Genomic DNA, 25,878 nt, shown 5'->3' with positions numbered 1-25,878 from the left:
ATGATGACTAAGCCATATCCTTTGAAATTTCAACCGGAGTTTAAAGAACGTGTATGGGGCGGCCGCGCACTGGAGAAATTCGGCCTGGATCTGCCTGAGGGCCATATCGGAGAAGGCTGGATGATTGCCGATCATCCGAACGGCACCTCCTCCGTAGTGAACGGCGAACTGGCCGGACAAGGCCTGGATCAGATCCGCGAGCAGTTCGGCCTTGAGTGGTTCGGCAGTAAAGGAATTTCCGAAGCAGGCGGAAGATTCCCGCTCCTGATCAAGCTGCTGGACTGCAATGACAATCTGTCCGTTCAGGTGCATCCGACCGACGATTATGAAGGGCTTCCGGAGGGCGAGCTGGGCAAAACAGAAATGTGGTACGTGCTGGATGCCAAACCAGGCGCCAAAATCATCTACGGCCTGAAGGACGGCGTAACCCGCGAGAGCCTGCGCGAAGCGCTGGAGAACGGTACGGTAATGGACAGCATGCAGGAAGTAACCGTATCTGCCGGCGATTCCTTCTACATCCCTGCAGGTACCGTCCATGCACTTTGTGCAGGCGTTGTGGTTGCGGAAATCCAGCAGAATTCAGATACTACATACCGTATTTATGACTATGACCGTCCCGGCCTGGACGGCAAACCCCGCGAGCTGCATATCGAGGACTCCTTGAATGTTACCGCCTATGAAGGCGCGGGAGCCACTTCCATGAAAACAGACGGCGCGGTTCCGGGACAATGGCTGCAAATCGCCTCCTCCCCGTATTTTATCGTGGAAAAAGGCGTTGTGAACGGTGAATGGAAGCTCTCCACAACTCCGGACAGCTTCACGATTCTCGTGGTCTGCGAAGGCAGCGGACATCTCACTTGGGAAGGCGGTTCCCAGCCTTATGCCGCAGGTGAATGCTACCTGCTTCCTTCCAGCCTTGGAGAATACGCCATTGAAGGGCACTCCACCGTGCTCCGTTCTTATTTGCCTTAATTCAGTACTGTATCAAAACCTCCAAAAAGTAATATCATAAAGAATCTAAATCAAGCTTTCGGGAGGACGGGCGATGAAGGAGAACAGCTTTAGGATGACCGATCCGCTCGGTGTCAGTATCCATGTGTATGAGTGGCTGCCGGATATAGAAGCTCCGGTCCGGGGGATTGTGCAGATTGCTCACGGCATGTGCGAAACAGCTGCGCGTTATACGCGTTTTGCCGAAGACCTGACCAGAGCGGGTTATGCAGTGTATGCCAATGACCACCGCGGCCACGGCAAAACCGCAGGCAAGGTGAACCTGCTCGGCGATGCCGGCGAAGACGGCTTCTACTGGATGCGCCGGGATATGCTGCAGCTTGCCGGAATTGCCCGTTCCCGGCATGAGGGCGTGCCGATCTTCCTGCTTGCCCACAGCATGGGCTCGTTTCTGGCCCAGAAGCTGATGTGCGAGGACGGGCATGAGGTCTACGCCGGTTTCATTCTCAGCGGTACCAACGGCCCCCGTCCGCTGGTGGGATTCGGGGAATCGCTGGCTGCCATGCAGCTTAGAATACAGGGCGAGCGCCACCGGAGCGTGCTGCTTAACGGTATTGTATTTGGTCCTTATAACCGTGCCTTCTCGCCGATACGGACAGCCTTTGACTGGCTGAGCAGCGACCCGGAGGAAGTGGACCGTTTTATTGCGGACCCATACTGCGGCGCAATCTGCACTACCCGGTTCTTCCGCGATTTTTTCCATCTGCTGCGGGAGCTGCACTGCCAGGAGACCCTGCTTACCTTATGCAGGGATAAGCCGGTATACCTGTTCTCAGGCGCCAAAGATCCTGTAGGCATGAACGGCCAAGGGGTATTGCGGCTGGCACAGATGTACAGGGAACGCGGATTAACGGACGTGGAATGCAAACTGTACCCGGACGGCAGACATGAGATGCTTAACGAGGTCAACCGCAGCGAGGTCACAGCCGATATACTGGATTGGCTGGTACGCCACCTCCCTGCAGAATCCCTTTTTGTGCAGCCTGCGGCAAATTAAAGCTTATATTAGAAGGCCTTCCGGACAGTCATACGCTGACTGTCCGGAAGGCCTTATTGGTTTGCCCGGAAGCATGTGTAAATTGCTGCCGGACTGTAAGACTGCACTTTTGCACTAATAAAAACAAGCTCCCTTGTTGAATAACAAGAGAGCTTGTTTTAGATAAGCTGTGCGCAGTCCAGGTCTGTTGATTAACTACATCTGTCTCTGGAATTGCAAGGATTTTACGAAATCTGCTTCATCGAGACGGGCGTGCTGCTGAGCTTAATTGGATTTCCTCCACCTAATTCTGTCCTTTTACCTCATTTATGAGCTTTAGTTGGAATTTCTCCAGCTATTTCAGGGGAAATATGCCTTTGGAGACTCATCCGGTACATTTAAGTGGAGTTTTTCCAACTAGGATTGAAATATTGGCATTAACCGGAGAATTAGATGGAGAAATTCCACTTACCATTTAGCCTGCTTACCTGCTTATCCGCCTATCCACTTACTGCTTACTGCTTAATGCTTTCTGCTTACTGCTTAATGCTTTCTGCTTACTGCTTACTGCTTACTGCTTACTGCTTACCTGCTAAGCCTGACTTGTACACGCTCCGTGAAACAGTGCCTTTATATAAGCTGTGCGTAGTCCAGTCTGTTGATTAACTACATCTGTCTCTGGAATTTCAAGGATTATGCGAAATCTGCTTCAGCGAGACGGGTGTGCTGCTGAGCTTAATTGGATTTCCTCCACCTAATTCTGTCCTTTTACCTCATTTATGAGCTTTAGTTGGAATTTCTCCAGCTATTTCAGGGGAAATATGCCTTTGGAGACTCATCCGGTACATTTAAGTGGAGTTTTTCCAACTAGGATTGAAATATTGGCATTAACCGGAGAATTAGATGGAGAAATTCCACTTACCACTTACCCTGCTTACTGCTTATCCGCTTACCTGCTTACCTGCTTACTACTTACTACTTACTCCTTACTCCTTACTCCTTACCTGCTAAGCCTAACTTGTACACGCTCCGTGAAACAATGCCCTGCATCCCCGCTATCAACAGGACTGCATGCAGTCCCCAATAATCCGTGCCTATAGCGGCAAAGTATAATACTGCGCCCGCTGGCTGTCATCCTGCTGGTACATTACGATCAGCAGTGTGCTTCCTTCCGTTCCGGCCGGTGCCACGGCAACGGCTGCCGCTTCTGCAGCAGCAGTCAGGCCTGCCTGATGGCTGCCTTCTGCCGGCAGTCCGGCGGCATCCGCCACCCCGGCTTCTGCAACTGCAGCTGCTCCGGCCGCATTCAATCCGGCATCCGCCGCACCCGCTTCCGCCTCATTCAACCCGGCGTCCTGCGCAGCCCCGGTTCCAGCAGTTGCTGCCCCCGGCTCAATCATTGCTGCCGCTTCAGCACGCAGTCCGCTGACCGACTCCAGCACCGGCTCAAGCCGGAACGGCAGCACTTCCAGCACGGTTAACTTTTGCAGCTCACGCTCGCTGAACGCGGCCTGCCCAGCATTTCCGGTAATACGTTCCGGATGGGCGGCGATTTCCTTGAAGTATATGGACCAGTCGCTCTTATCGAGTACAGAGTCCCACCAGATTTTGCGCGGCTTGTACTTATGTCCAAGGAAGTAGTCGAGCTTCATCAGTCCGGTAATGATGTCCATGGAGTGCGTTCCCCGGTCCACCAGGAAGGACTGCAGCCGGATAAAGAGATCCTCCAGCTGATGGCCGATCTTCTGCCAGCCCCGCGCCTCCCAGTAATCGCCGAACTCCTGGAAGAAGTCAAACGGCGACTCGAACACATGCCGGATCAGGTATTTGACCGAATGATCCAGCCGGTGGCTGTTCCAGTACTTCTCCAGCACATCCTCCAGCCGCTTCAGCCGGATAATATCCGGGAACGGCATGACATGGCTGCTCAGTATTTCATAAGGCGCATGCTCCATGTAAGTATAGTCATATTTGGCCGCCTGGGCACGCAGTCCGGTACCGCGCAGCATTTTGAGGAATCCGAGCTGCAGCTCCTCCGGCTCCATAACAAAGACGTCGTTGAACGTTTTGCGGAAGGTGGCATAATCCTCCTGCGGCAGGCCGGCTATAAGATCCAGATGCTGATCGATATTGCCGCTCGCTTTGATTTTCATCACTGTACGGGACAGCTTCTTGAAATTCTGGCGGCGCTTGACCAGCTCATTCGTCTCGTCATTGGTTGACTGGACTCCGATCTCGAACCGGAAGATACCCGGAGGGGCATTCTCTGCCAGAAAATCAAGCACCTCAGGCCGCATGATATCCGCCGTAATTTCGAACTGGAAGACACAGCCCTGATGGTTGTCGATCAGAAACTGGAACATCTCCATCGCGTAATTACGGTTGATATTAAAGGTCCGGTCGAGGAATTTGATTACCTTGGCCCCGTTATTAATCAAATAGAGCAGATCGGACTTCACCCGCTCAATATCGTAATACCTCACGCCCACCTCGATGCTGGACAGGCAGAACTGGCAGTTGAACGGACAGCCCCGGCTTGTCTCAAAATAAACAATCCGCTTGCTGAGATCCGGCAAGTCTTCGGCGAACCGGTGCGGTGTGGGCAGCGTGTTGAGGTCGCTTTTGGGACGCGGCGGATTGACGATCAGCTCCTCGCCCTTGCGGTAAGCGGCACCGTAGACAAAGTGGAACTTGCGGTCATCCCGCAGTTCCTGCAGCAGATGGTGGAAAGTCTCCTCCCCGTCGCCGTTGACAATAAAATCAATGCCTGCCTCCCGCTTCATCCAATAGAGCGGCTCATAAGAAACCTCCGGCCCGCCAAGCACGATGGTAACCTCCGGCATTACCTGCTTGAGGATGCCAATGACCTTGATGGTTTCCTCTATATTCCATATATAACAGGAGAATCCGATTACATCCGGCTTCTTCTGGAACAGATCTGACACGATATTCATCACGGGATCTTTGATAGTGTACTCCGCCAGAAGGATATCCTTGAACTCATGCTCGCTGTAAGCCTTCAGCAGGCGGATAGCCAGCGATGTGTGGATATACTTGGCGTTTAATGTAGCCAGGACGATTCTCATGCCTTATAACCTTCTTTACATTTCATTTTGAAAAAACTCCAGGAAGGGCCTGCCGTACTTCCGGTATTTCACTTCCCCGACACCCTTCACCCTCAGCATTTCCGCTTCCGTCTGCGGGCAAACCACGCTCATCTCACGCAGGGTCGCATCATTAAAAATAATATAGGACGGCACATGCTCACGCCCCGCCAGCTCGCGGCGGATCAGGCGCAGCTGCTCGAAGACCGTCTCGTTGACAGCTGACGGCGAAGTGTCGTATCCGCGTCTGCGGTCACGCGAGCCGGAGGCCCCGCTCGTGCGCAGCGGCCGGGCCACGCGCTGATGCACCTCGCGCTGTCCGCGCAGCACCTCGGCTGCCAGCGGCTGCAGCCGCACTACCGGATACTGGCCTTCAGACAAAGCCAGATACCCTTCCGAGATCAGCACATTGATGCTCTCGGTAATCTCCTTCTCCGTCCTGCCGGACATCGCGCCATGGGTCGGCAGCTGCTCAAAGCCGTACTGCAGCACCTTCTGGTTGCGCGAGCCCTTGAGCACGGAGGCGACCAGCGCCACACCGAAACGCTCACGCATCCGGTGAATGCAGGAGAAGATCTTCTGCGCGTCCACCGTCATGTCAACCAGCTCGCGCTCATCCGTGCAGGAGCTGCAGATGCCGCAGAGCTTGTCCTCATGCGCTTCCCCGAAATAATCCAGCTGCGCGCTGCGCAGGCAGCGGGTGGTGTAGCAGTAGTCGATCATCTGCTGCAGCTTGCGGTATTCATTCGCTTTGCGTTCCGGGTCCTGGGGATTCTGCTCGATCAGGAACTTCTGGGTCATGATATCCTGCGCGCTGAACAGCAGGATACACTCGCTTGGCTCACCGTCCCGTCCGGCACGTCCTGCTTCCTGAACATACGCCTCCATATTCTTCGGCATATTGTAATGGATTACGTAGCGTACATTAGATTTGTCGATTCCCATCCCGAAGGCATTCGTTGCCACCATTACCCGGATGTCGTCATATAGGAAGCCCTCCTGGCTTTCTGCACGCTCCTGATCATTCATCCCGGCATGGTAACGCCCGGCGGCAATTCCTGTAGCCTGCAGTCTCTGGTACAGATCATCGACATCCTTACGGGTAGCCGCATACACGATGCCCGGCTGATGGGAATGCGAAGCAGTGTAATCCAGCACGAATTCGCGTTTGTTCTCCCCGCGCAGCACCGACATCGCCAGGTTGTCCCGTCCAAGGCCGGTCATAAAAACGCCCGGCTCGCGCAGCCTCAGCAGCCGGACCATATCCTCCATAACCTCCGGCGTCGCCGTTGCCGTAAATGCCGCCAGAATCGGCCGCTGCGGCAGCTCGGCCACAAAAGGGGCAACCGCAAGGTAGCTGGTCCGGAAATCATGTCCCCATTGTGATACACAGTGCGCCTCATCCACAGCTACGCAGGAAATGGACAGCCCGGCCATCTCCAGACGGAACCAGTCCAGCTCCAGGCGCTCCGGTGCGACATACAGCAGCTTCAGCTCCCCGCGGCGGGCGGCGCGGATCCGTTCGTTGACTTCCTTGCCGCTTAAGGTGCTGTTGATATAGGCAGCCGGAATGCCTGCGGTTGTCAGTGCATCCACCTGATCCTTCATTAATGAGATCAGCGGTGAAATGACCAGGGTCAGTCCGGGCATCAGCAGCGCCGGCACCTGATAACAGATCGACTTTCCGCCTCCGGTAGGCAGGATGCCCAGCGTATCCTGACCTTCCAGCAGATTCCGGACAATCTTCTTTTGGCCCTCCCTGAAATCGGGATAACCATAATATTTTTGCAGTTCAGCCTGCGCCTGTTCCATAGTAGGTGCTTGCATACTCATAACATTCATAACTCCTTAGAACTTTCTCTCTTTAGTTTACCGGGCAACGGGGCATTGGGCAACCTCGGGAATCCGAAAGCCGGCAGGTCTTTTTCACGAAAATTACATAAAAACAGCTGATTATTGGAGTGCTGCTGTATGTATAAGTCCCATCCGTAGCGTTTCTTTACTGCCCGTGGTATATTGAGGAGTATCCTATTAAGAGGACGGAGAATGCCGCATGAATACCAGAAGAAATCCGAAAGCAGCTGCGGGGCGCGGTGCCAAACCGGGACAAGGCCCCAAATCCCAGCATCAGCGGAGTTCAAGAAACCATACCCATACAGCAAACGGTAAACCGGGAGCATCCATGAAGACACCGGCACCTGTTAAAACCTATACGGTAAAAGAACCGGCAGAGCTTCTGCCCTTCCTGCTGGAGCATATTACGAACCGTGGACGCAATGCAGTCAAATCGCTGCTCTCCCGCGGACAAGTCTCGGTGAACGGCCAATCTGTCACCAAGCATAATTTCCCGCTCCAGCCGGGACAGGTTGTAGCCATTGATCAGGAAAAGCCGGCACCGGCCAAAGAACTGACCGGACTCACGATCGTCCATGAAGACGATGATATCATTGTTATTCAGAAGGATGCGGGACTGCTGTCCATCGCTACCGGAGAAGACAATGAGCTGACGGCTTACCGCCAGCTCATGGAGCATGTCCGTCTAGCCAATCCGCGTAACCGCGTATATGTGGTACACCGGCTGGACCGCGATACCTCCGGTGTGATGATGTTTGCCAAAAGCGAACGGATCCAGCAGGCGCTGCAGAATTCGTGGAAGGATACCGTCAAGGAGCGCTCTTACGTAGCCCTTGTGGAAGGCGCAGTCAAAAAACCGGAAGGCACCATCAGCTCCTGGCTGAAGGAAACCTCTACGCTGAAGATGTACTCCAGCCACCATGAAGGCGACGGGCTGCATGCCGTGACCCACTATAAGCTGATTCAGGCAAACCGCCATTTCTCCCTGCTTGAGGTGAAGCTGGAGACCGGACGCAAAAACCAGATCCGCGTGCATATGGCAGATATCGGCCACCCCATCGCCGGGGACAAGAAATACGGTGCGGAGACGAAGGCCGTGGGCCGGCTGGGACTGCATGCACGGCTGCTTTCCTTTGTGCATCCAACCAGCGGGGAGCTGCTGACCTTTGAGAGTCCGGTGCCGAAGACATTCCTGAAATACACTGCACCTGCCCCGGCCAACTAATCCACTCGCCGCAGCCTTTGCTGCAGCTCCAAGGGTCGCCCTACAGCCTGTCTGCTGTATGAGCGGCCCTTTTTGCATATACATGAGAACATGAGATCACACGCTGATCATGATACAATGTAGAAAAAATATAAGAATCTGCGAGAAGGTGCCGATTTGTTCCACCCTACTGTTTTTGAGAATATTAAAGTTTCGCTCGAGAACCAGATTTACGACTATGATAACCTGGATGGCCTGCTCACCGTTACCGACCGGTACGACAGGCTGGATCTGGCGCTGATGTCCCGTGAATTCGGCCTTTCGTTTCAGCTGTACGGTGCGGCAAAAGTCACCTCTGAGCTTGTGCTGCGCTCCTCGGTGAAGGATCTCGGTGACGAAATCCTGGAAACACCGGGCAGTAACCCGGGCTGCAGTCTGCTGCTGCGTTTCTATCTGGATATCACCGAACCCTCAGAGCAGTGTAAGGCTGTGAAGAATGTTCTGTCTGCCATTTGGGGGTCCGACCTGACGCCAGTCCAGACCTTAAGCTTTATCTACGGCGCTGAAGACAGCGTGTACAGTAACATTATTGAACTGCAGTTCAACAGACAGATCAATGAAGAGCAAATGGAAGACCTCCCGGATCTGCTGAAGTTTCTGCTGCAAAGCGCGGAGGAACTGGAAAAAATCTAACCGCTGATTGGAGTGAACCGGACCATGAACTTTTTGCCGCCTGCCAAAAGCACCCGCTGGCTTTACTGGATGGCCGCTTACGGCTTTATCCTGTGGCTGCTGCTGATTATGCACCGTATTTTTTTACTGGATGAGAATTTTGATACGCTGATTGCGCTGCGGTTTGCCATTCTTGCCTTTGCCGTGTCCGGTATCCTGCATCTTTTGGGCTGGCTGGGTGCCCGGCTGATCTGGTGGTTTACAACGCTGGGGATAATGGTTGGCCTGGCTCTGCTCTACAGCTCTGCATATAAAGATATGTCCGGGTGGGAGGATCTTGCGGGCTTTTTGTCTTTTGCCATGATGCTGCTGGGCGGATTCGCCCTCGGTCTGGTCGTCGAAGGTGTCCTGCTGCTGGTCCTGCATTTGCGGAAAAACTAAGGCTATTCCTTAGATGAGGTGATCATCCCATGTCCACTGCCCTCCTCACCAAAAAAGCGCTCGCCCATTCGCTCAAGCAGCTGATGGAGCATACCCCGCTGAATAAAATCTCTGTCAGGCATCTGGTCAGCCATTGCGGGGTGAACCGCCAGACCTTTTATTATCATTTTCAGGATATTTTTGACCTGCTGGGCTGGATTTATAAGACAGAGGCTGTCGAGAGCCTTGCGGGATACCGCAGCTACAGTACCTGGACGGACGGCTTTTACAGAATCTTTTGCTATATCGAAAATAACAGGGCCTTCTGCTACAACACGCTGGACTCGCTGGGCCGGACCCATCTGGATGCCTATCTGTACGAGGTGACCCATGACCTGGTTATGGGCGTCATCCATGAGCTGGCAGAGGGACTCGAGGTCTCTTCAGAAGACAAAAGCTTCATTGCCAACTTCTACACCCTCGCCTTCACCGGCCTCATTATCCAGTGGATGCGTGACGGCATGAAGGACCAGCCCAAGTATATGATTGAGCAGCTCAGTGTGCTGATTGAGGGCAATTTTCTCAAGGCGCTGCAGAAATACGATCAGAAGCCGTCGCTCCGTTAGGGGTGCGGCTTTTTTTGTCATAAATCTATACACTTTGCACCAAGTGACCAGAATCCGTACACTCCGGCACTTTTGATGATACCTGCAGCAGAAGCCTTGGTTTACATTTAGGGTCAGTACCAGCAATCAGGAACCCTATGGAGGCGAGCTCAGTGAAAAAAGAGTATGGTAACCGGCAGGTGTATTTTGTGGGCGGGGGAATTGCATCCCTTGCGGGTGCGGCTTATCTGGTCAGGGATTGTGATTTTCCGGGCAAGAACATTCATATTATTGAAGAAATGCACATTCTCGGCGGCAGCAATGACGGCGCAGGCAGCGAAGAGCACGGATATGTGATCCGCGGCGGACGGATGCTGAACGATGAAGCGTATGAGAACTTGTGGGAGCTGCTCAGCACCATTCCTTCGATCGACCATCCGGGTAAATCGGTCCGCGAGGAAATCACCGAATTTGACGACGCCAACCCTACCCACTCCAATGCCAGACTGGTGAACAGTAAAGGTGAGGTTGAGGATGTGCTGTCGATGGGCTTTGATATGGGGGACCGGCTGGCGCTGGGCAAGCTGCTGATCACACCGGAAGAGGCGATGGGCAAAGCGCGGATTAACGACTGGTTCGGACCGCATTTTTTCACCACAAATTTCTGGTATATGTGGGCCACAACATTCGCCTTCCAACCCTGGCACAGTGCGGTGGAATTCAAACGGTATATGCTGCGCTTCATGCATGAGTTCCCGCGTATTCAGACCCTTGAAGGGGTGACGCGGACGCCTTACAACCAGTATGACTCGATTATTTTGCCGCTGCAGCAGTATTTGGCCCCTTTTGGTGTAGACTTCTCCCTGAAATGTACGGTAACGGATCTGCAGTTTGCAGAAGGCGACGGCATTACCGTGACCGGGATGAATGTATCGCGCCAGGGTATTGAAGATGTTATCGAGGTAAAAGAGGGCGATCTCGTCATTGTCACAAACGGCTCGATGACCGAAGGCTCAAGCCTCGGCTCGATGACCTCAGCCCCGCGTCTGAACGGCAAAGGCAGCTCGTGGAAGCTGTGGGAGAACATTGCGGCCAAAAAGCCGGGACTCGGCAATCCGTCTCCTTTTGCCGACTACGTAGATGAATCCAAATGGGAGTCGTTCACCGTTACGTTCAAGGATTCCGTCTTCTTTGATCTGATGGAGAAATTCACCCGCAACCGGGCCGGTACCGGCGCACTGGTCACCTTCAAGGATTCCAGCTGGTTCATGTCTGTAGTCCTGGCATTCCAGCCGCATTTCCGGGGTCAGCCTGAGCATGTCAAGGTGTTCTGGGGTTATGGCCTGTATCCGGACAAGATTGGGAATTATGTCCACAAAAGAATGTGCGACTGTACCGGTGAGGAAATTATGGAGGAGCTGATCGGCCATCTGCATTTTGAAGCGCATAAGGAGGAGATCATGGCTACGGCCAACTGTATCCCCTGCATGATGCCGTACATCACCTCCCAGTTCATGCCGCGGCTCAGCAGCGACCGGCCGAAGGTTGTACCGGAAGGCTCCACGAACCTCGCGTTCATCAGCCAGTTCTGCGAAATTCCTGACGACGTCGTCTTCACCGAGGAATATTCGGTCAGAGCGGCCAGAATCGCCGTCTATACCCTGCTTGGCATCAACCGTCCGGTAGAGCCGATCAAGCAGTACCAGTACGATGTGCGGACGCTGCTGTCCGGGCTGGTGACTTCTTTCAGATAGATATAGCAAAAACCCTCCCTTTTGATTGCTCAAAGGGAGGGTTTTTGCTGTACATGGAGCTTGTGGTATGGGTACTTTTTAGAGTTTTCTACAGTCTGGTAATCCGCCAGAATCAGTCTGCTCCAGTTCGAGTGCTCGCTGCAGAGTTTAGTTGGATTTCCTCCATCAAATTCGGTACTTTTTGGTCATTTATGACCTTTAGTTGGAAATTCTCCAGCTAATACGGCGGATAGAGGATTTTAGAGGCTTGTCCGGTACATTTAAGTGGAGTTTTTCCAACAAGTATCGGGAAACCGGCGTTTATCAGTGAGATAGATGGAGAATTTCCACTTAGCTTGAGCTGTACACACTCCCTGAGGCCATTTTCCATATCATCACAGAAAATCAACAGGGCCGGGGACACAAATTAAATATTGCAGGAACCGTCGTCGCAGCCTTCGGCATCAGGCGCCTGGGACTGTGGTTTGCCGATGACCTGCAGCGCAGGCGTGTTCTGCTCTTCAGCCCACACGGTATCCAGCACCTCGGTAAATACCGGACCCGGCTGTGCGCCGGACACCGCATATTTGTTGTTGAACACAAAGAACGGCACGCCGGTGATGTTCAGCTGCTGCGCTGCGGCGATGTCGTTGTTCACTTCGTCACCATAAGCATCGCTGTCTAGTACGGCTGCTGTTTCGGCCGCGTCCAATCCTACCTCTGCGGCGAGCCCGGCAAGTACTTCGCGGTCACCAATGTTCACCGTATCAGTGAAATAGGCCTGCAGCAGGCGTTCGGTCATCTCTTTGGCTTTTCCTTTGGATGCAGCGAAATGGCTCAGGCGGTGGCTGTCAAACGTATTCGTATGCACCACCGTATCAAAATTAAACTCAAGGCCGACGCCTCTGGCCTGTTCAGCCAGCTGGTTGTTCATTTCCTTGGCTTTCTCACGGGTCATGCCGTATTTGACCGCCAGCTGATCATGAATATCTCTCGTCAAATCCACACGGGCGTTCGGATCCAGCTGGAAGCTGCGGAAGACCACCTCTACCTGATCACGGGCCTCGAATTGGCTCAGCGCATGCTCAAGCCGTCTTTTGCCGATATAACAGAACGGGCAGGCGTAATCAGACCATATATCAATTCTCACATTAAATTCCTCCTAAAGTTATATCCTGTATAGACCAGGACATTAACTATTCATACGTCACTTACAATTATATAGTTAAAAACTTAAAATGACAAGCTGCGCTATAAAAGTAAACGAAAGTGGTATATACGACATTCCGGGTGGCAGGGTAAAATTAGAGCAACACGTGCTTTTCGGAAGCTTGTATAAATGCTAGCGGACGGTTTAGGCGTCCCGAAAGGAGCCAGCGCATGCATGATGTATCTATAGTCATCCCTACACGCAACAGGATCAAAGACCTCACCTTGTGTATCGAATCCATCGGCAGGCAGACAGAGCTGGAAGACGTCTCGATTGAGCTGCTGATTGTCGATGATGGCGATATTGATGAGGCCACTCTCGACTATTTCCGCAAAGTGCTTGCACAGATGCCTAATGCGGAGCTGCGTTATTACCGCAAGAAGCAGCCGGGCGTATGGCTCTCCCGTTACGAAGCGCTCGGACTGATCGACGGAGAAATCCTGCTGAGCTTTGATGACGACGCGGAGCTGGATGATCCGCTGTACATCCGCCGGATGCTGGATACATACGAATCAGACCCCACGATTGTCGGCGTAGGCGGCATTGCCAAAGGCCTCTCCAGCAGCAGATCCGGCAAACTGCTCGGTATGCTCACCTGCCAGATGTCCTCCTCGCCCGGCAGACTGTCGGCCAGTACACTGGCAGGCTCTCTCATGCTCTGGGAGAAGACGCAGGACACCTTTGAGACAGATTTTTTCCATGGCTGCAATATGTCGTTCCGGCGGACGTCTTTGAAGGATATGAAGCCTTATCCGTGGATGACAAGTTATGCCGTAGCTGATGATATTTATATGTGCCATCTCGCCAGCAAATATGGCAAGCTCGTAATCAACCCCGATCTGAAAATTACCCATCACGAATCCCCGAGCTCCCGTGATAAGGCGGGCCGGGTCGCCAGGGCCACCGCAGTTAACCATTATTATCTGCTAAATCTGCGTAAAGCCCCGGTGACAAATTATGCCGCCCTGCTGTGGACATTGTCCTATCTGGCAGTCAAAGCTACGCTTAAGCGGAATTTCAATGCCGTCTCAGGCTACGCAAGCGGTATTCTCTTTGTACTGAATCCACGCAAGAACAAATATAGGGAATTTATGCTGGACTAACTCCCCGTAATCCCCTCCCCTCAGCTGCAAACAAAAAAACTCCCGCCTGACCCTTATAGGGAGGCGGGAGTTTTTGCCATGCCGGTTACGCCGGTTGTCCGGCTGCGGGTACATCCTTGCGTCTCATTTGCTGGCGCAGGAAGTACAGGAAGGTCAGGAAGAGGAAGACGACGGCATAGCTTAGCAGATAGACCATCTGTTCTCTCAGTACTGTATAATCGCCGCTGGCGATAATCGCTTTGTAGCCGACAATGCCGTGGGTCATCGGAAGCCAAGGATTGATCTTCTGCATCCACTGCGGCAGCAGCTCCAGCGGGAAGGTTCCCGCACTTGAGGTTAACTGGAAGATCATCAGCACGATCGCCAGGAAGCGCCCCGGATTATCGAACCAGGTAACCAGTGCCTGGACAATCATTGTAAAGGTGAAGCTGACAATAAGGGTGAAGAGATAAAACAGCGGTACGCTGTGCACCTCAAGCTTCAATACATTCAATAACACCACGTCAGCCAGAAGGGACTGGATCACACTGACCAGCACAAAAATCAGCGTACGGCTGGCGAATTTACCCATTGGCGTTGCTCCGGGCACATTCGATTCGCGTAAGGAAAAGACTGTGGTGAACACCAGCGCGCCCATAAACAAAGCCAGTGACAGGAAATAAGGTGCAATCCCGAGACCGTAATGATCCAGCTTGTAATCCGTCTTCTCTACCAGCTTCACCGGTTCCGCGAACATCGTTACGGTATCGTCACTGGAATTCACATCCGAGGTTTCGGCTGCGGCATCGTTCAATTTCTGAGCCAGTTCACTGCTGCCGTCGGCAAGCTTGCCGGCGCCATCCTTCAGCTGGACGGCTCCGCTTGTCAGCTGGCCGGCGCCGTCCGACAAGCCGTCTACACCGCCGGCCAGCTTGGTCAGGCCCTGCTCCAGCTGGGCAGCGCCTTTGTTCAAGGCTGCTGCGCCTGTGGCCAGCTTGCTGCTGCCTGCCGTTGCTTCATTCAGCTTCTCGCCGAAGGTGCTCAGCCCTGCGGTAAGCTGTGATCCGCCGTCTGCCAGCTGCGAAGCGCCCTGATACAGCTGCTGCTCGCCGTCTGCGAGCTTGGTGCTGCCTGCAAGCAGCTGCTCCTGGCCGGTGTGCAGCTGCTTGCTGCCTTCCGCCACCTGCTTGCTTGCGGCAAGCAGCTGCTTGAGCTGCTCATTCTCCTGCAGCTCAGGGGATGCGGCAAGCAGCTGTTCCAGCCCGCCTGCCACTTGCTCCGCTCCGGCTGCCAGCTGGCTGCTCGCCGCTTCGGAAGCGGTCAAGCCGTCCTTAAGCTCGCTGCTGCCTGCAGCAGAGGATTCCAGCCCCTGCTGCAATTGGACGGCGCCGCTCTGCGACTTCTTCGCACCTTGCTGCAGCTGCTGTTCCGCCTTATTCAGTTCGCCGAGGCCGCTGGCCAGGTCTGCTGTCCCCTGTGTAAGGGTTCCTGTACCGTCACTCAGACTGTGCGCTCCATCAAACACCAGCTTCAAGCCGCTTTTCAGCTCAGTCGTTCCGCTGGCCAGCTTGCTAAGATTAGTCTTCAGCGTCGACAAGCCGTCCGTTAATTTCCCCGCACCTTCCTGCAGCTCACTTGCCCCGCTGCCTGCGTCACCCAGTCCGGCAGAAATCGTATCTACCTGTTCGTACATACTGCGGGTATAAGCTTCCGTAATCTGTGCAGAGAGCTTGGATTTCAGCTCCTTCATCGCGCTGCTGCCGATCTGGCCGGCGACAAAGTTGTAATCGCTGTTCGGTTCAAACACAATCTCCGACTGCACCGGATGCTCCTGCGTCAAAGTCGTAGCATTGGCTGAGAAATCAGCCGGAATCGTAATGGTCATATAATAGCGGTTGTGCGCCATGCCGTCTTCGGCCTCGGCTGCATCAACAAATTTCCAGTTAAAATCACTGTTCGTTTTCAGCTCATCCACAAAATCTTTACCGACCTCCATGGACTTGCCCTCATACTGCGCCCCTGTATCCAGGTTGACTACTGCGACCGGAAGCTTCGAGGTATTGCCGTAAGGATCCCAGGACCCCTCCACCAGAAAGCTGCTGTAGAGCGTCGGCAGTATTGCCACGCCAAGTAAAGTGAGCAGAAGCATCGGCTTCTTCACCAGGATCTGCAGATCCTTCCAAAACACATGTAAAGCTTTCACAGCTATTCCTCCAATCTTCCCTTGTAAATGTAATGAAAACTTTCAACAAACATCATTTCGTCCGAAAAAAATAGCCCCTTCCCTGTAGGCGAGGACTATCACTGCTACTTCAAAATCCCGTTAGAGATGAACAGCATCATATGCTCCTTAATGAGCGTCTCATTCAGCGGTTCATGCGCCCTGTTCCATTCTGTGGTGAGCGCCAGATACAGCCTGAGGATCATAAATGCCGCTACGCTGGAATCACAAGACTTCACTTCTTTCTGTTCGATGGCCAGATCAATCTGCTGTCTCAGAAAATCCAGTGCATAAGCCTCCATCTGCTTCACACCTTCCATCGCCTGAACCGTACCGATATCGCGTACCTCCTGCGCCAGCTTGACGAATAATTCATGATCGGAACGGAATTCTAAGATCGAATCGAGCAAATTGAACAGCTTGTCAATAAACTTGTTATTTTCCGCTGCCACCCGGTTCATTACCGAAATCAGCTCCTGGGAGGCCTTGTCCAGAATTTCTGCGAACAGCTCATCTTTGGTTTTAAAAAAGGTATAAATCGTCCCTTTTCCGACATTCGCAATTTTGGATACCTGCTCCATCGTTGTCGCTTTATAGCCGAACTGCACAAAAGACTTCGTTGCCGCCTGCAGAATCAGCGCTTTACGGTCGATAGCCATGTCAAGACTCCCTTCCTTTATAATCTCCGGATCGGTGGATGAATGACTAAATTTTATTTTTGGTCAATCAGTCAATTAACAATTTAACATGTTCTGAGGAAGAAAACAATGCTTTAATTTAAATTTCATTTAATTCACTCGTCTGGATGTGTGTACAAACCATTTTTCCCGTAGCCAGCCTGCTCCCACCTGTGACGCTAACGGACCGTACATCCGTTATTTCCCGATATTTAGCTTTTTCGGCAGGCTAACGGACCGTAGGGGCGTTATTTTTACTATTTGCAGCAGATTTGGGGACAATCCGAGGGAATAACGCCCCTGGTGTCCGTTAGCCTGGCCGATCCCCGGTTATTTTGCAAATAAGGGAACCTCGGTCCGTTAGCCTCCAAGTATGGGTTACATCCTCTACATGAAGTCCGTGTGCGCACCAGTCTAATATAAAAGCGGCAGCCGGGGAGGGGAGAAATTGCCCTGGACTGCCGCTCTGCCTGCTATATTTTTTAAGAATTGGTGAGTCCGATACTGTGCTGCCGGATAACCTCTTGGATGACGGGTACTATATTGCGGATGTAATCCTCATCCTCTGTCTCTTCAATGATTAATGCCCTGGTTTCCCTTCCGTCATATTCATAATGCTCGAAGGTTTCCAGTTTAAAGCGTATCTCCACCTTATCACCTACTCTTTTCATGACGGCACATCTGTAGTTTAACCAGTTTTCTTTAGTAAAATCAGTAATTTCATCGAAATTTTCCGGGCAATACCAGTACGTATAATTGCTCTCTACATATACTGTCCGCTCCTAATCTCCTTAGCCAAACGCCGTATTTCCTCGCTTAACACAGGATTGACGGGATACACTCCTTCCAGGAAGTTCAATATGCAGAGTGCGGATTCCGGCACCCGGTCGTAGCCCTGGATCATCTGTCCTATTTTCTCGGCAAAATACGGGAATCTCTTCTCCAGCCGTCTCTCATTGCCAAAAGGGTCAGGATAATAATCCACCTCCGGCTCCAGCAGGTGCAGCACAGACAGAATACTGTCCACCGCATAGCTTTGAACGAACCGTGCCGCAGACAGACATTCTCCCCGGGCATATCTGCCTAGCCCCACATACAAATTAGTCAAAGCCTCATTCAGGGGATAATCGAGGGAGTCATTTCTCTTGCTCTGAACCGGCTTGGCCGGTTTCTCAATTCCCGGATGTTTATACAAAGGATCCTTCCAGACCACCCGGCCTTCAGTGTACGAAGCATCCGCCAGTTCTTTTTCCTCAAACACCGCATATTCCCCGTAAACCCCGTCCCCGAACAAAATCTTGCAGCCAACATCTGAATTTTTAAACGCATAAGCCAAAGGGTGAACATCTTCGAGCCAATCCAGGCGGTCAATGTATCTGTCTTTGAGTCCGGGCTTCACGATCACAAAAAAATCCAAATCCGAATACTCATCCATACGGTTAAGCTCAACGCCTACCGAACCCACGCCTAACAATAACAGGGCTCCGCCTTTGCGCTCAAGCGACCCGCCAATTTCCTTCAGCCGCTGCAGCAGCAATTCTGTTCTCAACATCAAGAATCCTCCTTTTGAATGGGAAAATGCAAAAAGGGCCCAACCCACTTTTCAGCGAGGTTGAACCCTAAGGTTACATTGCCTTTGTTTTCTTACTCCGAAATTATCATAGGTGCAGGCCGGTGTCAATCATTGAAAAATTAGAGCTACGAGGTCACATACTTATCCTTCAGCTGGTCACTCCCCACTCCGCCCACTACCATCAGAACGAGCGGCAGAAAGTTGGCCACCGCCTTCGGCAGTCCTTCGAGTATGAGAATATTTGTCCCGGCAAAATAATTCAGAGCGATGATCACAATCTTGATGACCAGCAAAAAAACGCCTAATAAAAACACACTGTCAAACAGCATCTTCCATTTTGGATGTGCCAGCTGCCTGCTGTCCTGTATAACCTTCTCCTTCAACTCTGCATCACTCCTCAGCAGTTCGTCGATCGTCACCCCGAATAGGTCGCTCAGATCAATGATGACCTCGATACTCGGATAGTTTTTGCCGGTCTCCCATTTGGAGACAGACTGCCGGCTGACGTGAATTTTTTCCGCGAGCTCCGCCTGGGACCAGCCTTTCTTCTCTCTTTCCTTTTTCAGCCGTTCACTAAAAATCATGTGTCTCAACGCCTTTCTGACGATTACAGTATTAACGGAATATGCGGCTGCAGTAAAGCTAATTGTAGGTGCATCAAGGCGCAACCTTGCGTTGCCCCCTGTATTTGTGCGACTTTGACGGCTAATAGCCTGTTATTATAGTAACATGTCCGCATAGCTGAAAATGTCCCCGGGCCTATTTTGCCGCAGCCTGAGCTTTCCTTATAAAATCCTTAGAATCGTTCCTTACACTATGAATGTGGATAGGAAAGGATGATAAAATATGCAGGATTTAATTTTGGAAACGAAAGACCTCTGTAAAAGCTTCAAACAACAGCCGGCCGTGGACAAGGTATCGCTAGCCGTTCCCCGGAACTCGGTGTACGGCCTGCTCGGCCCGAACGGCGCAGGCAAATCAACAACCCTTAAAATGGTCTGCGGCATGCTGCGCCCCGGCTCCGGGAGCATCCTCTTTGACGGCCATGCCTGGACCCGGAAGGACCTGGGCGGAATTGGCACCCTCATTGAGTCGCCGCCGCTGTATGAGAATCTGACAGCCAGAGAGAATCTCAAGGTGCGTACCCTGGCGCTCGGATTGCCGGAGTCACGGATCGATGAAACGCTCGCTATCGTTGATCTGGCGCATACCGGCAAAAAACGCGCCGGACAGTTCTCCATGGGCATGAAGCAGCGGCTGGGCATTGCCATTGCACTGCTGAACCATCCGAAGCTGCTGATTCTGGACGAACCGACTAACGGGCTCGACCCCATTGGCATTCAGGAGCTGCGGGAGCTGATCCGTTCGTTCCCCCGGCAGGGCATTACTGTAATTCTGTCGAGTCACATTCTCTCTGAAGTCGAGCAGGTAGTGGACCAGATCGGCATTATTGCCGGCGGGGCTTTGGGCTATCAGGGAGAAGTTCCGCACGGCGAAGAACTTGAGGCATTGTTCATGCAGGTCGCTGCCGGGAACCGGAGGGCGGGTGACGGGCATGCTTAACTACATAAGGGCTGAACGTTTAACCTGGAGGCGTACGTTCATTCCTGTTATGCTTTGGCTTGCACCGGTGTTCACCCTGCTTCTCTGCGCCTTTCTTATGGGCGGACGTTTTTTTCAGAGCGGGGCTTATAACTGGTGGTATACCATGCTGCTCCCCGGGGCGCTGACGCTGGCCTGTTCCCTGGCTGTACAAAAGGATGCCCGGATGAAGTACCGCGGAATACTGGCGCTGCCGGTGGATCTGCGGATGATCTGGGCCGGCAAAACCGCCGCGTGCGCCGGATGGCTCCTATGCATCCTATCGGTATTCTTCCTGGGCATTACCGCCGGAGGGATGCTGTTCGGCGGCACCATTCCGCTTCAGAACAGTATGGCCGGCAGCCTCCTGATCTTCATCACGTTTCTGTGGCAGATTCCGTTATGCCTGTTCCTGGCTTCACGCTTCGGACTTTTCGCTGCTGTACTGCTTAATATGTTCGGCAATGTTCTGGGTGTCGTTACCTTCGATATTGGCGGACTGTGGGATTTCATGCCTTATACCCTTACGTTCCGGCTGATGTGCCCGGTGCTCTTCATCCTGCCGAACGGACTGCCCGTACCGGCGGACAGTCCGCTGCGGGATACGGGGAACATTCTTGCGGATGTCCTGGTTTCCCTGGCATGGTTCGGATTGCTGTTCTTCCTTACGGCGCACAAGTTCCGCAGGCAGGAGGCGAAGTAACATGGCCTCTATAACGAAGCTTCTAAGCGCTGACCTGCTTAAGACCAGGCGCACTCCGTTTCTGCTGATCCACCTGCTGGCCCCGCTCACTGCAGCGGGATTATTCCTGGCGTATTATTCCTACTCCCCATGGAGTTCCAGCAGCAAGATTCTTGCCTTTTTACAGGTGCTGGCCTGCGCTCTCCCTACACTGATTGGACTGGCCTGCGCTATGGCTGCTGAGCAGGAGGCATCAGCCGGGAGGTTCCAGGGAATGCTGGCGCTGCCCGGCCGCAAACTTGCCGTTTATATAAGCAAGCTGCTGCTCCTGCTGCTGTTCGGCCTTGGCAGCCTCCTGCTGGCCTGCCTCCTGTTTGGAGCGGGCTTTCATCAAGTGCTGCGCCAGGACGGCCCCGGTCTGCTGTTCTATGGGAACAGTGCGCTGATTTTGTCCGGAAGCAGTATATTTCTCTATTTGCTGCACAGTTTTCTCAGCCTGCGTTATGGAAAGGGACTCTCCATCGGGACAGGGATCGTGGGGAGCCTTGTTGCAGCTCTGCTGCTTACCGGACTGGGCGATGGAATCTGGCCGTTCGTGCCTTTTGCCTGGGGGGCCCGTTTTTCTTCACTCTGGTCTGTTTATACTTCAGGTGTTACACTATCCTCTTCAGTATCAGGACTGGATGCAGGAATTGCAGCTTGTGCAGCAGGAACGCTTCTGGCTGCGGTCCTCTCCTGCTTCTGGTTTCTGCGCTGGGAAGGCGGATCTGCCGATAATTAGAAAGACTACTTATAATAGAGGGAATGCATATGGCAAAAATACTGGTGGTCGACGATGAACCCGCGATTCTGTCGCTGATCCGGAATGCGCTCAGCACAGACCGGCATCTGGTGACAACGCTGGCGGATTCAGCCAAAGTACAGCAGATGGATCTAGGCAGCTATGACCTTATTCTGCTCGATGTCATGATGCCGGTCATCGACGGCTTTACACTGTGCCGGGAGATCCGCGCTTCGGTGGATTGCCCGATTCTTTTTTTGACGGCCAAAACGCTGGAGAGCGATCTTATGTACGGCCTGGGACTGGGCGCAGACGATTATATTCTAAAGCCGTTCGGCATCGGTGCCCTGCGGGCCCGGATCGGCGCCCATCTCAGACGTGAAGCAAGGGAACGGCGGAATGTCCTGTACCTGGACAATGTGGTCTTCAACCTTTCGGGCAAAGAGCTCCATGTCCATGACAACAAAATACCGCTGACCAAAAGCGAATATGAAATTTGTGAGTTTCTGGCGCGCAGCCGGGGGCAGGTGTTTTCCAAGGAGCAGATTTATGAAAGGGTCTTTGGACTGGAGGGGGACAGTGACGCCAGCGCTATTACAGAGCATATCAAAAACATCCGCGCCAAGCTGAACAAATGGGACATAGAAGCTATTGAGACGATCTGGGGGATTGGATACAAGTGGAAGCTGTAAAACAAAGCAAAACTGTACGTCTGCGCACCTTTTTCCTGCAATATCTCCTGTTCCTGAGCATGGGTACGATTGTGCTGGTGGTAGCATTCCTGGGTTTGTTTACGCTGGCTTTTTCGGCCAATATTGTACTGCCTGCCAACTATGCGGAGAATGAGATTGAAGCCTTTAAGGACAAACTTGCCTCCGGCAGCCCAATTACACCGGACAGCATTCCAAAACTGCCGGATAATGCCGTGTTCAGCCAGGACGGCAGACTGCTCTACGGCAATCTGTCCACGGCCGAGGCCCTTCATGCCCGGGAGCTTATAGCGCAGGGAAAGAACCGGGACTCTGACTTCTATACCGCCGCTCAGCACGGAGAGGAGCTCTGGATCTTCCGGTATACCTTAACGCCGCAATATGCCTCCCCCCTGCTGCGCAGCATTCTGCCGAATCCGCAGCTGCTGGGCGTGCTGCTCTTCATTATTGGCATTCTGCTTCAGGCAGCGCTGCTTGCTGCCCGGTTCGGCCGTAAACTCACCGGGAAACTGGCCGGTCTCCAGGAGGCTACCGGGAATATCCGGCGGGAAAATCTCGAGTTCACCGTTGAACCAAGCGGTATCCGGGAGATCGATGATGTGCTGGCCTCGCTGGAACAGATGAAGGATGCCCTGCAGACTTCGCTGAAGCAGCAGTGGGAGCTGGAACGCTCCCGCAGAGAGCAGATTTCTGCATTGGCCCATGATATCAAAACTCCGCTTACGATCATCAGAGGGAATGCAGAGCTGCTGCAGGAGACAAGCCAGGATGAGACCCAGCGGGAGTATAACGGGTTCATTCTCAAAAGCGCAGAGGATATCGAAGCCTTCGTACAGGAGGTTATTGATCTGTCCAGCCTGCAGTCATCCGCAGTGCGGCAGCAATCGCCGGTTAACCTTAAAAATTTCGCAGGAGAATTGGAGCATCAGCTGAGGGCGCTTTCCACCGGCAAAGAGCTGAGTACCGGGGTCCGCGGAGATGAAGATATTCCGGAATGGATACGGATGGACAAGGAGCTGCTGCAGCGGGGAATTATAAATATATTGGCAAATGGTGTAGAGCATACGCCCCCGCAGGGAAGCGTAACCTTACTTATACGGAGGGATGCAGACTATGTTCATTTCACAGTTACGGATACGGGCCGCGGCTTCTCTCCTGCCGAGCTGAAAGAAGCTGCAGTCCAGTTCTACATGGGTGACCAGAGCCGGAGCTCCGGCAGCCATCACGGAATGGGCCTGTATATTGCCGAATCCGCTGCACAGCACCATGGCGGAACGCTGACCTTGGAGAATGCGGGACCCTCAGGCGGTGCAAAGGTTACCTTGAGCATTCCTGCTGCCGGAGACTGCAGCGGGCACTTGTGACAGCGGCCCGCTGCTCCTTCCCAGCGGAGGATTCTCCCGGACCTTAAGGATTTTCTCTTCTATAGATATTCATGGTTTTGTAGCCTTGACCCAGAATGCTCTTCATCTCTGCCCGCCGCTTCTCCCTGGTTTCCTCCTGCACGGCGCTGTACACGTAACGGGCCCAGTCCTTCTTATAGCCGGGAGTAAGCGACTGGTACAGGGCCAGTGCCTCCGGGCTGTCCTGCAGATCATTTTCTACATCAGGGATCTTCGCCGTATAATCATCTACACGCTGGCTTGGCCTGGATGATGCAGCAGTGTTCTTCCGGGCTTCCTCTTTGAATCCGACAACGGTAAACACATCGTTCAGGCCGACCATCCGGGCAAACTTCAGGCTGCTTGTTCCGATATAGCCGTCCTCACCTGCTCCTACTCCGGCAAACAGGCTGTCCCTGTGAATATAGCCGGGATACACCTTGTTGCCCTTTTTGGGATAAGCCGCGTACAAATAGCCTCCCTTATTAAGATAGCCCTGCTCAATCACTGTCTGCACAAGCTCCTGGAGCGATTCCATAGTAAGCACATACGCAAAAATGAGATCATAAGGACCATCCGTTAACCCGGTGTCATAGTCCGTCAATTCCGCTAAACTATCCTCACCCTCGGGCGTGTACAATACAGCAGCCTTATTGAATTTATGCAGGTTTAACTTCTCTACGATTGTTTTAGCCATTCTACTGTCCCTCCTGCTGCTTGTTGTCCTGTCCCTAACGGAAGGAAGATTCGGTATGGTTAATTTTATTGTCGCTGTCCTTTTTCTTTTTATTCAGAGGATACAGGACAAATAAAAGGATAAACCATAACGGGGTAAACAACAACGCCGGACGCGTATCTTCAGCAATCAGCATAATTACGAGAATCGCTGCGAACAGTGCAAGTACGATATAATTTACTGCAGGTGTAAAAGGTGCCTTGAACTTGGATTTGGCCTGCAAATCCGGGCGGGTTTTCTTATATTTGATATGGCACACGAGGACGACGCCCCACACCCATATGAAGCAAATTGCACTGATGGTGGTTACGATGCCAAAAGCCTGCTCCGGAATAAGCTTGCTCAAAAGCGCACCGGCGGAAATAACCAGCGTAGAGATGAACAGCGAGTTGCCGGGTACATGGTTTTTATTCAGCTTGGCAAAATGTGCAGACGCCTGATCCTTCCGGCTCAGATTATACAGTATCCGGCTCGTCGAGAACATTCCGCTGTTGCAGGCCGAAGCCGCCGAGGTCAAGACGACAAAGTTAATAATCCCCGCAGCAAGCGGAATCCCTACCAGACTGAAGGTCCGTACAAACGGGCTTTCGGCCGGACTGAGCTGGGTCCACGGATTAATGCACAGCAGGACGAACAGCGCGCCGACGTAGAAGAACAGAATCCGCAACGGAATTTTGTTGATCGCCGAAGGGATATTTTTCTCCGGGTCTGCAGTTTCAGCTGCCGATACCCCAACTAACTCCACCCCGACATAAGCGAATACGACCATCTGGAAGGAAAATAAAAAGCCTGTCACACCGTTCGGGAAAATCCCTCCATGCTCCCATAAATTGCGGACCGTCACCGAGCCTGCATCTGTCTTGAACCCTATAATCAGCAAAACAACCCCTATGCCGATCAGCGCAAGAATCGTGACCACCTTGATCAGCGCAAACCAGAATTCAAGCTCCCCGAAATTTTTGACGGTCAGTAGATTAAGCCCGAGTAAAATAATCAGGCAGATCACGGCCGGTACCCAATGCGGAATATCAAACCAGTACTGCACATACACGCCAACCGCAATCACATCGGCCATCGCCGTCATAATCCAGCAGAACCAGTACGTCCAGCCGGTAATGAACGCAGCCCGGGGACCGAGATAATCCTCGGCGATATCCGTAAAGGACTGATAGCCCGCTTTGGAGAGCAGAAGCTCACCCAGTGCCCTCATTACAAAAAATACGGCGATCCCCACGATCAGATACGTGAACATGATGGAGGGTCCGGCCTGCTGAATCGCTTTTCCCGATCCCAGGAATAATCCCGTACCGATGGTGCCGCCGATTGCAATCAGCTGGACATGCCGGTTAGCCAGCTCTCTTTTTAACTCTGTCTGTGCCATGCTTAAGTTCCCCCTTAATAAGTACACTGCCTAAAAAACATAAAAAAAAGAGATTGGATATCATCCAATCTCCCGGTACCAAAGAATACAAAATAATAAACCTGCCCCGCTGACTGTGATCAGCATGACAAATCTTTATTCTGTACTCTTCTGTCCTTTTGCCTGAGATTGTGAACCCTTCGGCGCCGCGAAAAATCCGCAGTCTCTCCAGAAGCTGCTCCTGCTATAGTGTGATCCATAGCAATCATAGCCTGTGAATTATGTAATTAGTGAAGCTGTAATG

23 protein-coding genes and 1 riboswitch are annotated in these 25,878 nt (G+C 52.7%); of the genes, 13 read left to right on the top strand and 10 right to left on the bottom strand.

What is annotated here, in order from left to right; all coding sequences use genetic code 11:
* Positions 1 to 3 precede the first annotated feature (3 nt).
* Together C2I18_RS18455 and C2I18_RS18450 are read left to right on the top strand one after the other, a co-directional pair.
* Positions 4 to 972: a type I phosphomannose isomerase catalytic subunit gene (locus C2I18_RS18455; protein WP_249902164.1), complete on the top strand. Its 969-nt coding sequence runs from the start codon at positions 4 to 6 to the stop codon at positions 970 to 972.
* A 73-nt stretch (positions 973 to 1,045) separates the two neighbouring features.
* Entirely contained in the window at positions 1,046 to 2,008 is a 963-nt protein-coding gene (locus C2I18_RS18450) for an alpha/beta fold hydrolase (RefSeq protein WP_249897210.1), read from the top strand.
* 1,073 nt (positions 2,009 to 3,081) lie between these two features.
* On the opposite strand, the gene C2I18_RS18445 is transcribed toward C2I18_RS18450, so the two are convergent.
* Together C2I18_RS18445 and recQ are read right to left on the bottom strand one after the other, a co-directional pair.
* On the bottom strand, positions 3,082 to 5,073 hold the full coding sequence (locus C2I18_RS18445; RefSeq protein ID WP_249897209.1) for a B12-binding domain-containing radical SAM protein: 1,992 nt from the start codon (positions 5,071 to 5,073) through the stop codon (positions 3,082 to 3,084).
* A gap of 15 nt (positions 5,074 to 5,088) precedes the next feature.
* On the bottom strand, positions 5,089 to 6,924 hold the full coding sequence (gene recQ, locus C2I18_RS18440) for a DNA helicase RecQ (protein WP_249897208.1): 1,836 nt from the start codon (positions 6,922 to 6,924) through the stop codon (positions 5,089 to 5,091).
* A gap of 220 nt (positions 6,925 to 7,144) precedes the next feature.
* Between recQ and C2I18_RS18435 the strand changes: the two genes are divergently transcribed.
* From C2I18_RS18435 to C2I18_RS18415, 5 genes are all read left to right on the top strand, one after another.
* Positions 7,145 to 8,170, top strand: coding sequence for an RluA family pseudouridine synthase (locus C2I18_RS18435; protein ID WP_481857815.1), 1,026 nt, complete (start codon positions 7,145 to 7,147; stop codon positions 8,168 to 8,170).
* A 156-nt stretch (positions 8,171 to 8,326) separates the two neighbouring features.
* Positions 8,327 to 8,842, top strand: coding sequence for a hypothetical protein (locus C2I18_RS18430; protein ID WP_249897207.1), 516 nt, complete (start codon positions 8,327 to 8,329; stop codon positions 8,840 to 8,842).
* A gap of 24 nt (positions 8,843 to 8,866) precedes the next feature.
* Complete coding sequence (locus C2I18_RS18425) at positions 8,867 to 9,262, top strand: hypothetical protein (protein WP_249897206.1); 396 nt, start codon at positions 8,867 to 8,869, stop codon at positions 9,260 to 9,262.
* A 29-nt stretch (positions 9,263 to 9,291) separates the two neighbouring features.
* Positions 9,292 to 9,867 carry a dihydroxyacetone kinase transcriptional activator DhaS gene (dhaS, locus tag C2I18_RS18420; protein WP_249897205.1) on the top strand — a complete coding sequence of 192 codons (576 nt, stop codon included), beginning with the start codon at positions 9,292 to 9,294 and terminating at the stop codon, positions 9,865 to 9,867.
* Between the two features lie 137 nt (positions 9,868 to 10,004).
* Entirely contained in the window at positions 10,005 to 11,600 is a 1,596-nt protein-coding gene (locus tag C2I18_RS18415) for an oleate hydratase (RefSeq protein WP_481857814.1), read from the top strand.
* Between the two features lie 406 nt (positions 11,601 to 12,006).
* Here C2I18_RS18415 and C2I18_RS18410 read toward each other — a convergent pair whose 3' ends face one another.
* Positions 12,007 to 12,729: a DsbA family oxidoreductase gene (locus tag C2I18_RS18410; RefSeq protein WP_249897203.1), complete on the bottom strand. Its 723-nt coding sequence runs from the start codon at positions 12,727 to 12,729 to the stop codon at positions 12,007 to 12,009.
* A gap of 230 nt (positions 12,730 to 12,959) precedes the next feature.
* On the opposite strand from C2I18_RS18410, the gene C2I18_RS18405 reads away from it, so the two are divergent.
* Positions 12,960 to 13,892 (top strand): glycosyltransferase family 2 protein, encoded by a 933-nt coding sequence (locus tag C2I18_RS18405; protein WP_249897202.1) that lies wholly within the window; start codon positions 12,960 to 12,962, stop codon positions 13,890 to 13,892.
* 85 nt (positions 13,893 to 13,977) lie between these two features.
* Here the strand turns inward: C2I18_RS18405 and C2I18_RS18400 are convergent, their stop codons facing one another.
* From C2I18_RS18400 to C2I18_RS18380, 5 genes are all read right to left on the bottom strand, one after another.
* Positions 13,978 to 16,074: a YhgE/Pip domain-containing protein gene (locus C2I18_RS18400; protein WP_249897201.1), complete on the bottom strand. Its 2,097-nt coding sequence runs from the start codon at positions 16,072 to 16,074 to the stop codon at positions 13,978 to 13,980.
* A gap of 104 nt (positions 16,075 to 16,178) precedes the next feature.
* The gene (locus C2I18_RS18395) at positions 16,179 to 16,751 is read right to left on the bottom strand and encodes a TetR/AcrR family transcriptional regulator (protein WP_249897200.1); all 573 of its coding nucleotides are present in this window, start codon (positions 16,749 to 16,751) and stop codon (positions 16,179 to 16,181) included.
* Positions 16,752 to 17,251: 500 nt separating this feature from the next.
* Entirely contained in the window at positions 17,252 to 17,440 is a 189-nt protein-coding gene (locus C2I18_RS18390; RefSeq protein ID WP_249897199.1) for a hypothetical protein, read from the bottom strand.
* A 92-nt stretch (positions 17,441 to 17,532) separates the two neighbouring features.
* Positions 17,533 to 18,321, bottom strand: a complete 789-nt coding sequence (locus C2I18_RS18385; protein WP_249897198.1) for a hypothetical protein — start codon at positions 18,319 to 18,321, stop codon at positions 17,533 to 17,535.
* A gap of 146 nt (positions 18,322 to 18,467) precedes the next feature.
* The gene (locus tag C2I18_RS18380; protein ID WP_249897197.1) at positions 18,468 to 18,926 is read right to left on the bottom strand and encodes a helix-turn-helix domain-containing protein; all 459 of its coding nucleotides are present in this window, start codon (positions 18,924 to 18,926) and stop codon (positions 18,468 to 18,470) included.
* A gap of 262 nt (positions 18,927 to 19,188) precedes the next feature.
* On the opposite strand from C2I18_RS18380, the gene C2I18_RS18375 reads away from it, so the two are divergent.
* From C2I18_RS18375 to C2I18_RS18355, 5 genes are read left to right on the top strand one after another with little or no spacing between them, the layout of a single operon-like run.
* The gene (locus C2I18_RS18375; protein ID WP_249897196.1) at positions 19,189 to 19,905 is read left to right on the top strand and encodes a lantibiotic protection ABC transporter ATP-binding protein; all 717 of its coding nucleotides are present in this window, start codon (positions 19,189 to 19,191) and stop codon (positions 19,903 to 19,905) included.
* A gap of 49 nt (positions 19,906 to 19,954) precedes the next feature.
* Entirely contained in the window at positions 19,955 to 20,626 is a 672-nt protein-coding gene (locus C2I18_RS18370) for a lantibiotic immunity ABC transporter MutE/EpiE family permease subunit (protein WP_249897195.1), read from the top strand.
* Position 20,627: 1 nt separating this feature from the next.
* Positions 20,628 to 21,386: a lantibiotic immunity ABC transporter MutG family permease subunit gene (locus C2I18_RS18365; RefSeq protein WP_249897194.1), complete on the top strand. Its 759-nt coding sequence runs from the start codon at positions 20,628 to 20,630 to the stop codon at positions 21,384 to 21,386.
* A 29-nt stretch (positions 21,387 to 21,415) separates the two neighbouring features.
* A complete protein-coding gene (locus C2I18_RS18360) occupies positions 21,416 to 22,078 on the top strand; it encodes a response regulator transcription factor (protein ID WP_249897193.1) in 663 nt (220 codons plus the stop codon).
* Entirely contained in the window at positions 22,066 to 23,460 is a 1,395-nt protein-coding gene (locus C2I18_RS18355) for a HAMP domain-containing sensor histidine kinase (RefSeq protein ID WP_249897192.1), read from the top strand. Before C2I18_RS18360 ends, C2I18_RS18355 begins: the two co-directional genes overlap by 13 nt.
* 43 nt (positions 23,461 to 23,503) lie before the next feature.
* Here C2I18_RS18355 and C2I18_RS18350 read toward each other — a convergent pair whose 3' ends face one another.
* Together C2I18_RS18350 and C2I18_RS18345 are read right to left on the bottom strand one after the other, a co-directional pair.
* Entirely contained in the window at positions 23,504 to 24,175 is a 672-nt protein-coding gene (locus tag C2I18_RS18350) for a YdeI/OmpD-associated family protein (protein WP_249897191.1), read from the bottom strand.
* A gap of 34 nt (positions 24,176 to 24,209) precedes the next feature.
* Entirely contained in the window at positions 24,210 to 25,595 is a 1,386-nt protein-coding gene (locus C2I18_RS18345) for an amino acid permease (RefSeq protein ID WP_249897190.1), read from the bottom strand.
* A 140-nt stretch (positions 25,596 to 25,735) separates the two neighbouring features.
* Positions 25,736 to 25,816: riboswitch (glycine riboswitch) on the bottom strand.
* Positions 25,817 to 25,878: the final 62 nt, after the last annotated feature.

Source organism: Paenibacillus sp. PK3_47, from assembly GCF_023520895.1.
Lineage (GTDB): Bacteria > Bacillota > Bacilli > Paenibacillales > Paenibacillaceae > Paenibacillus_AQ.
Note: the sequence above shows the minus strand (reverse complement) of the source record. Positions and strands in the feature narration are given on the sequence as shown.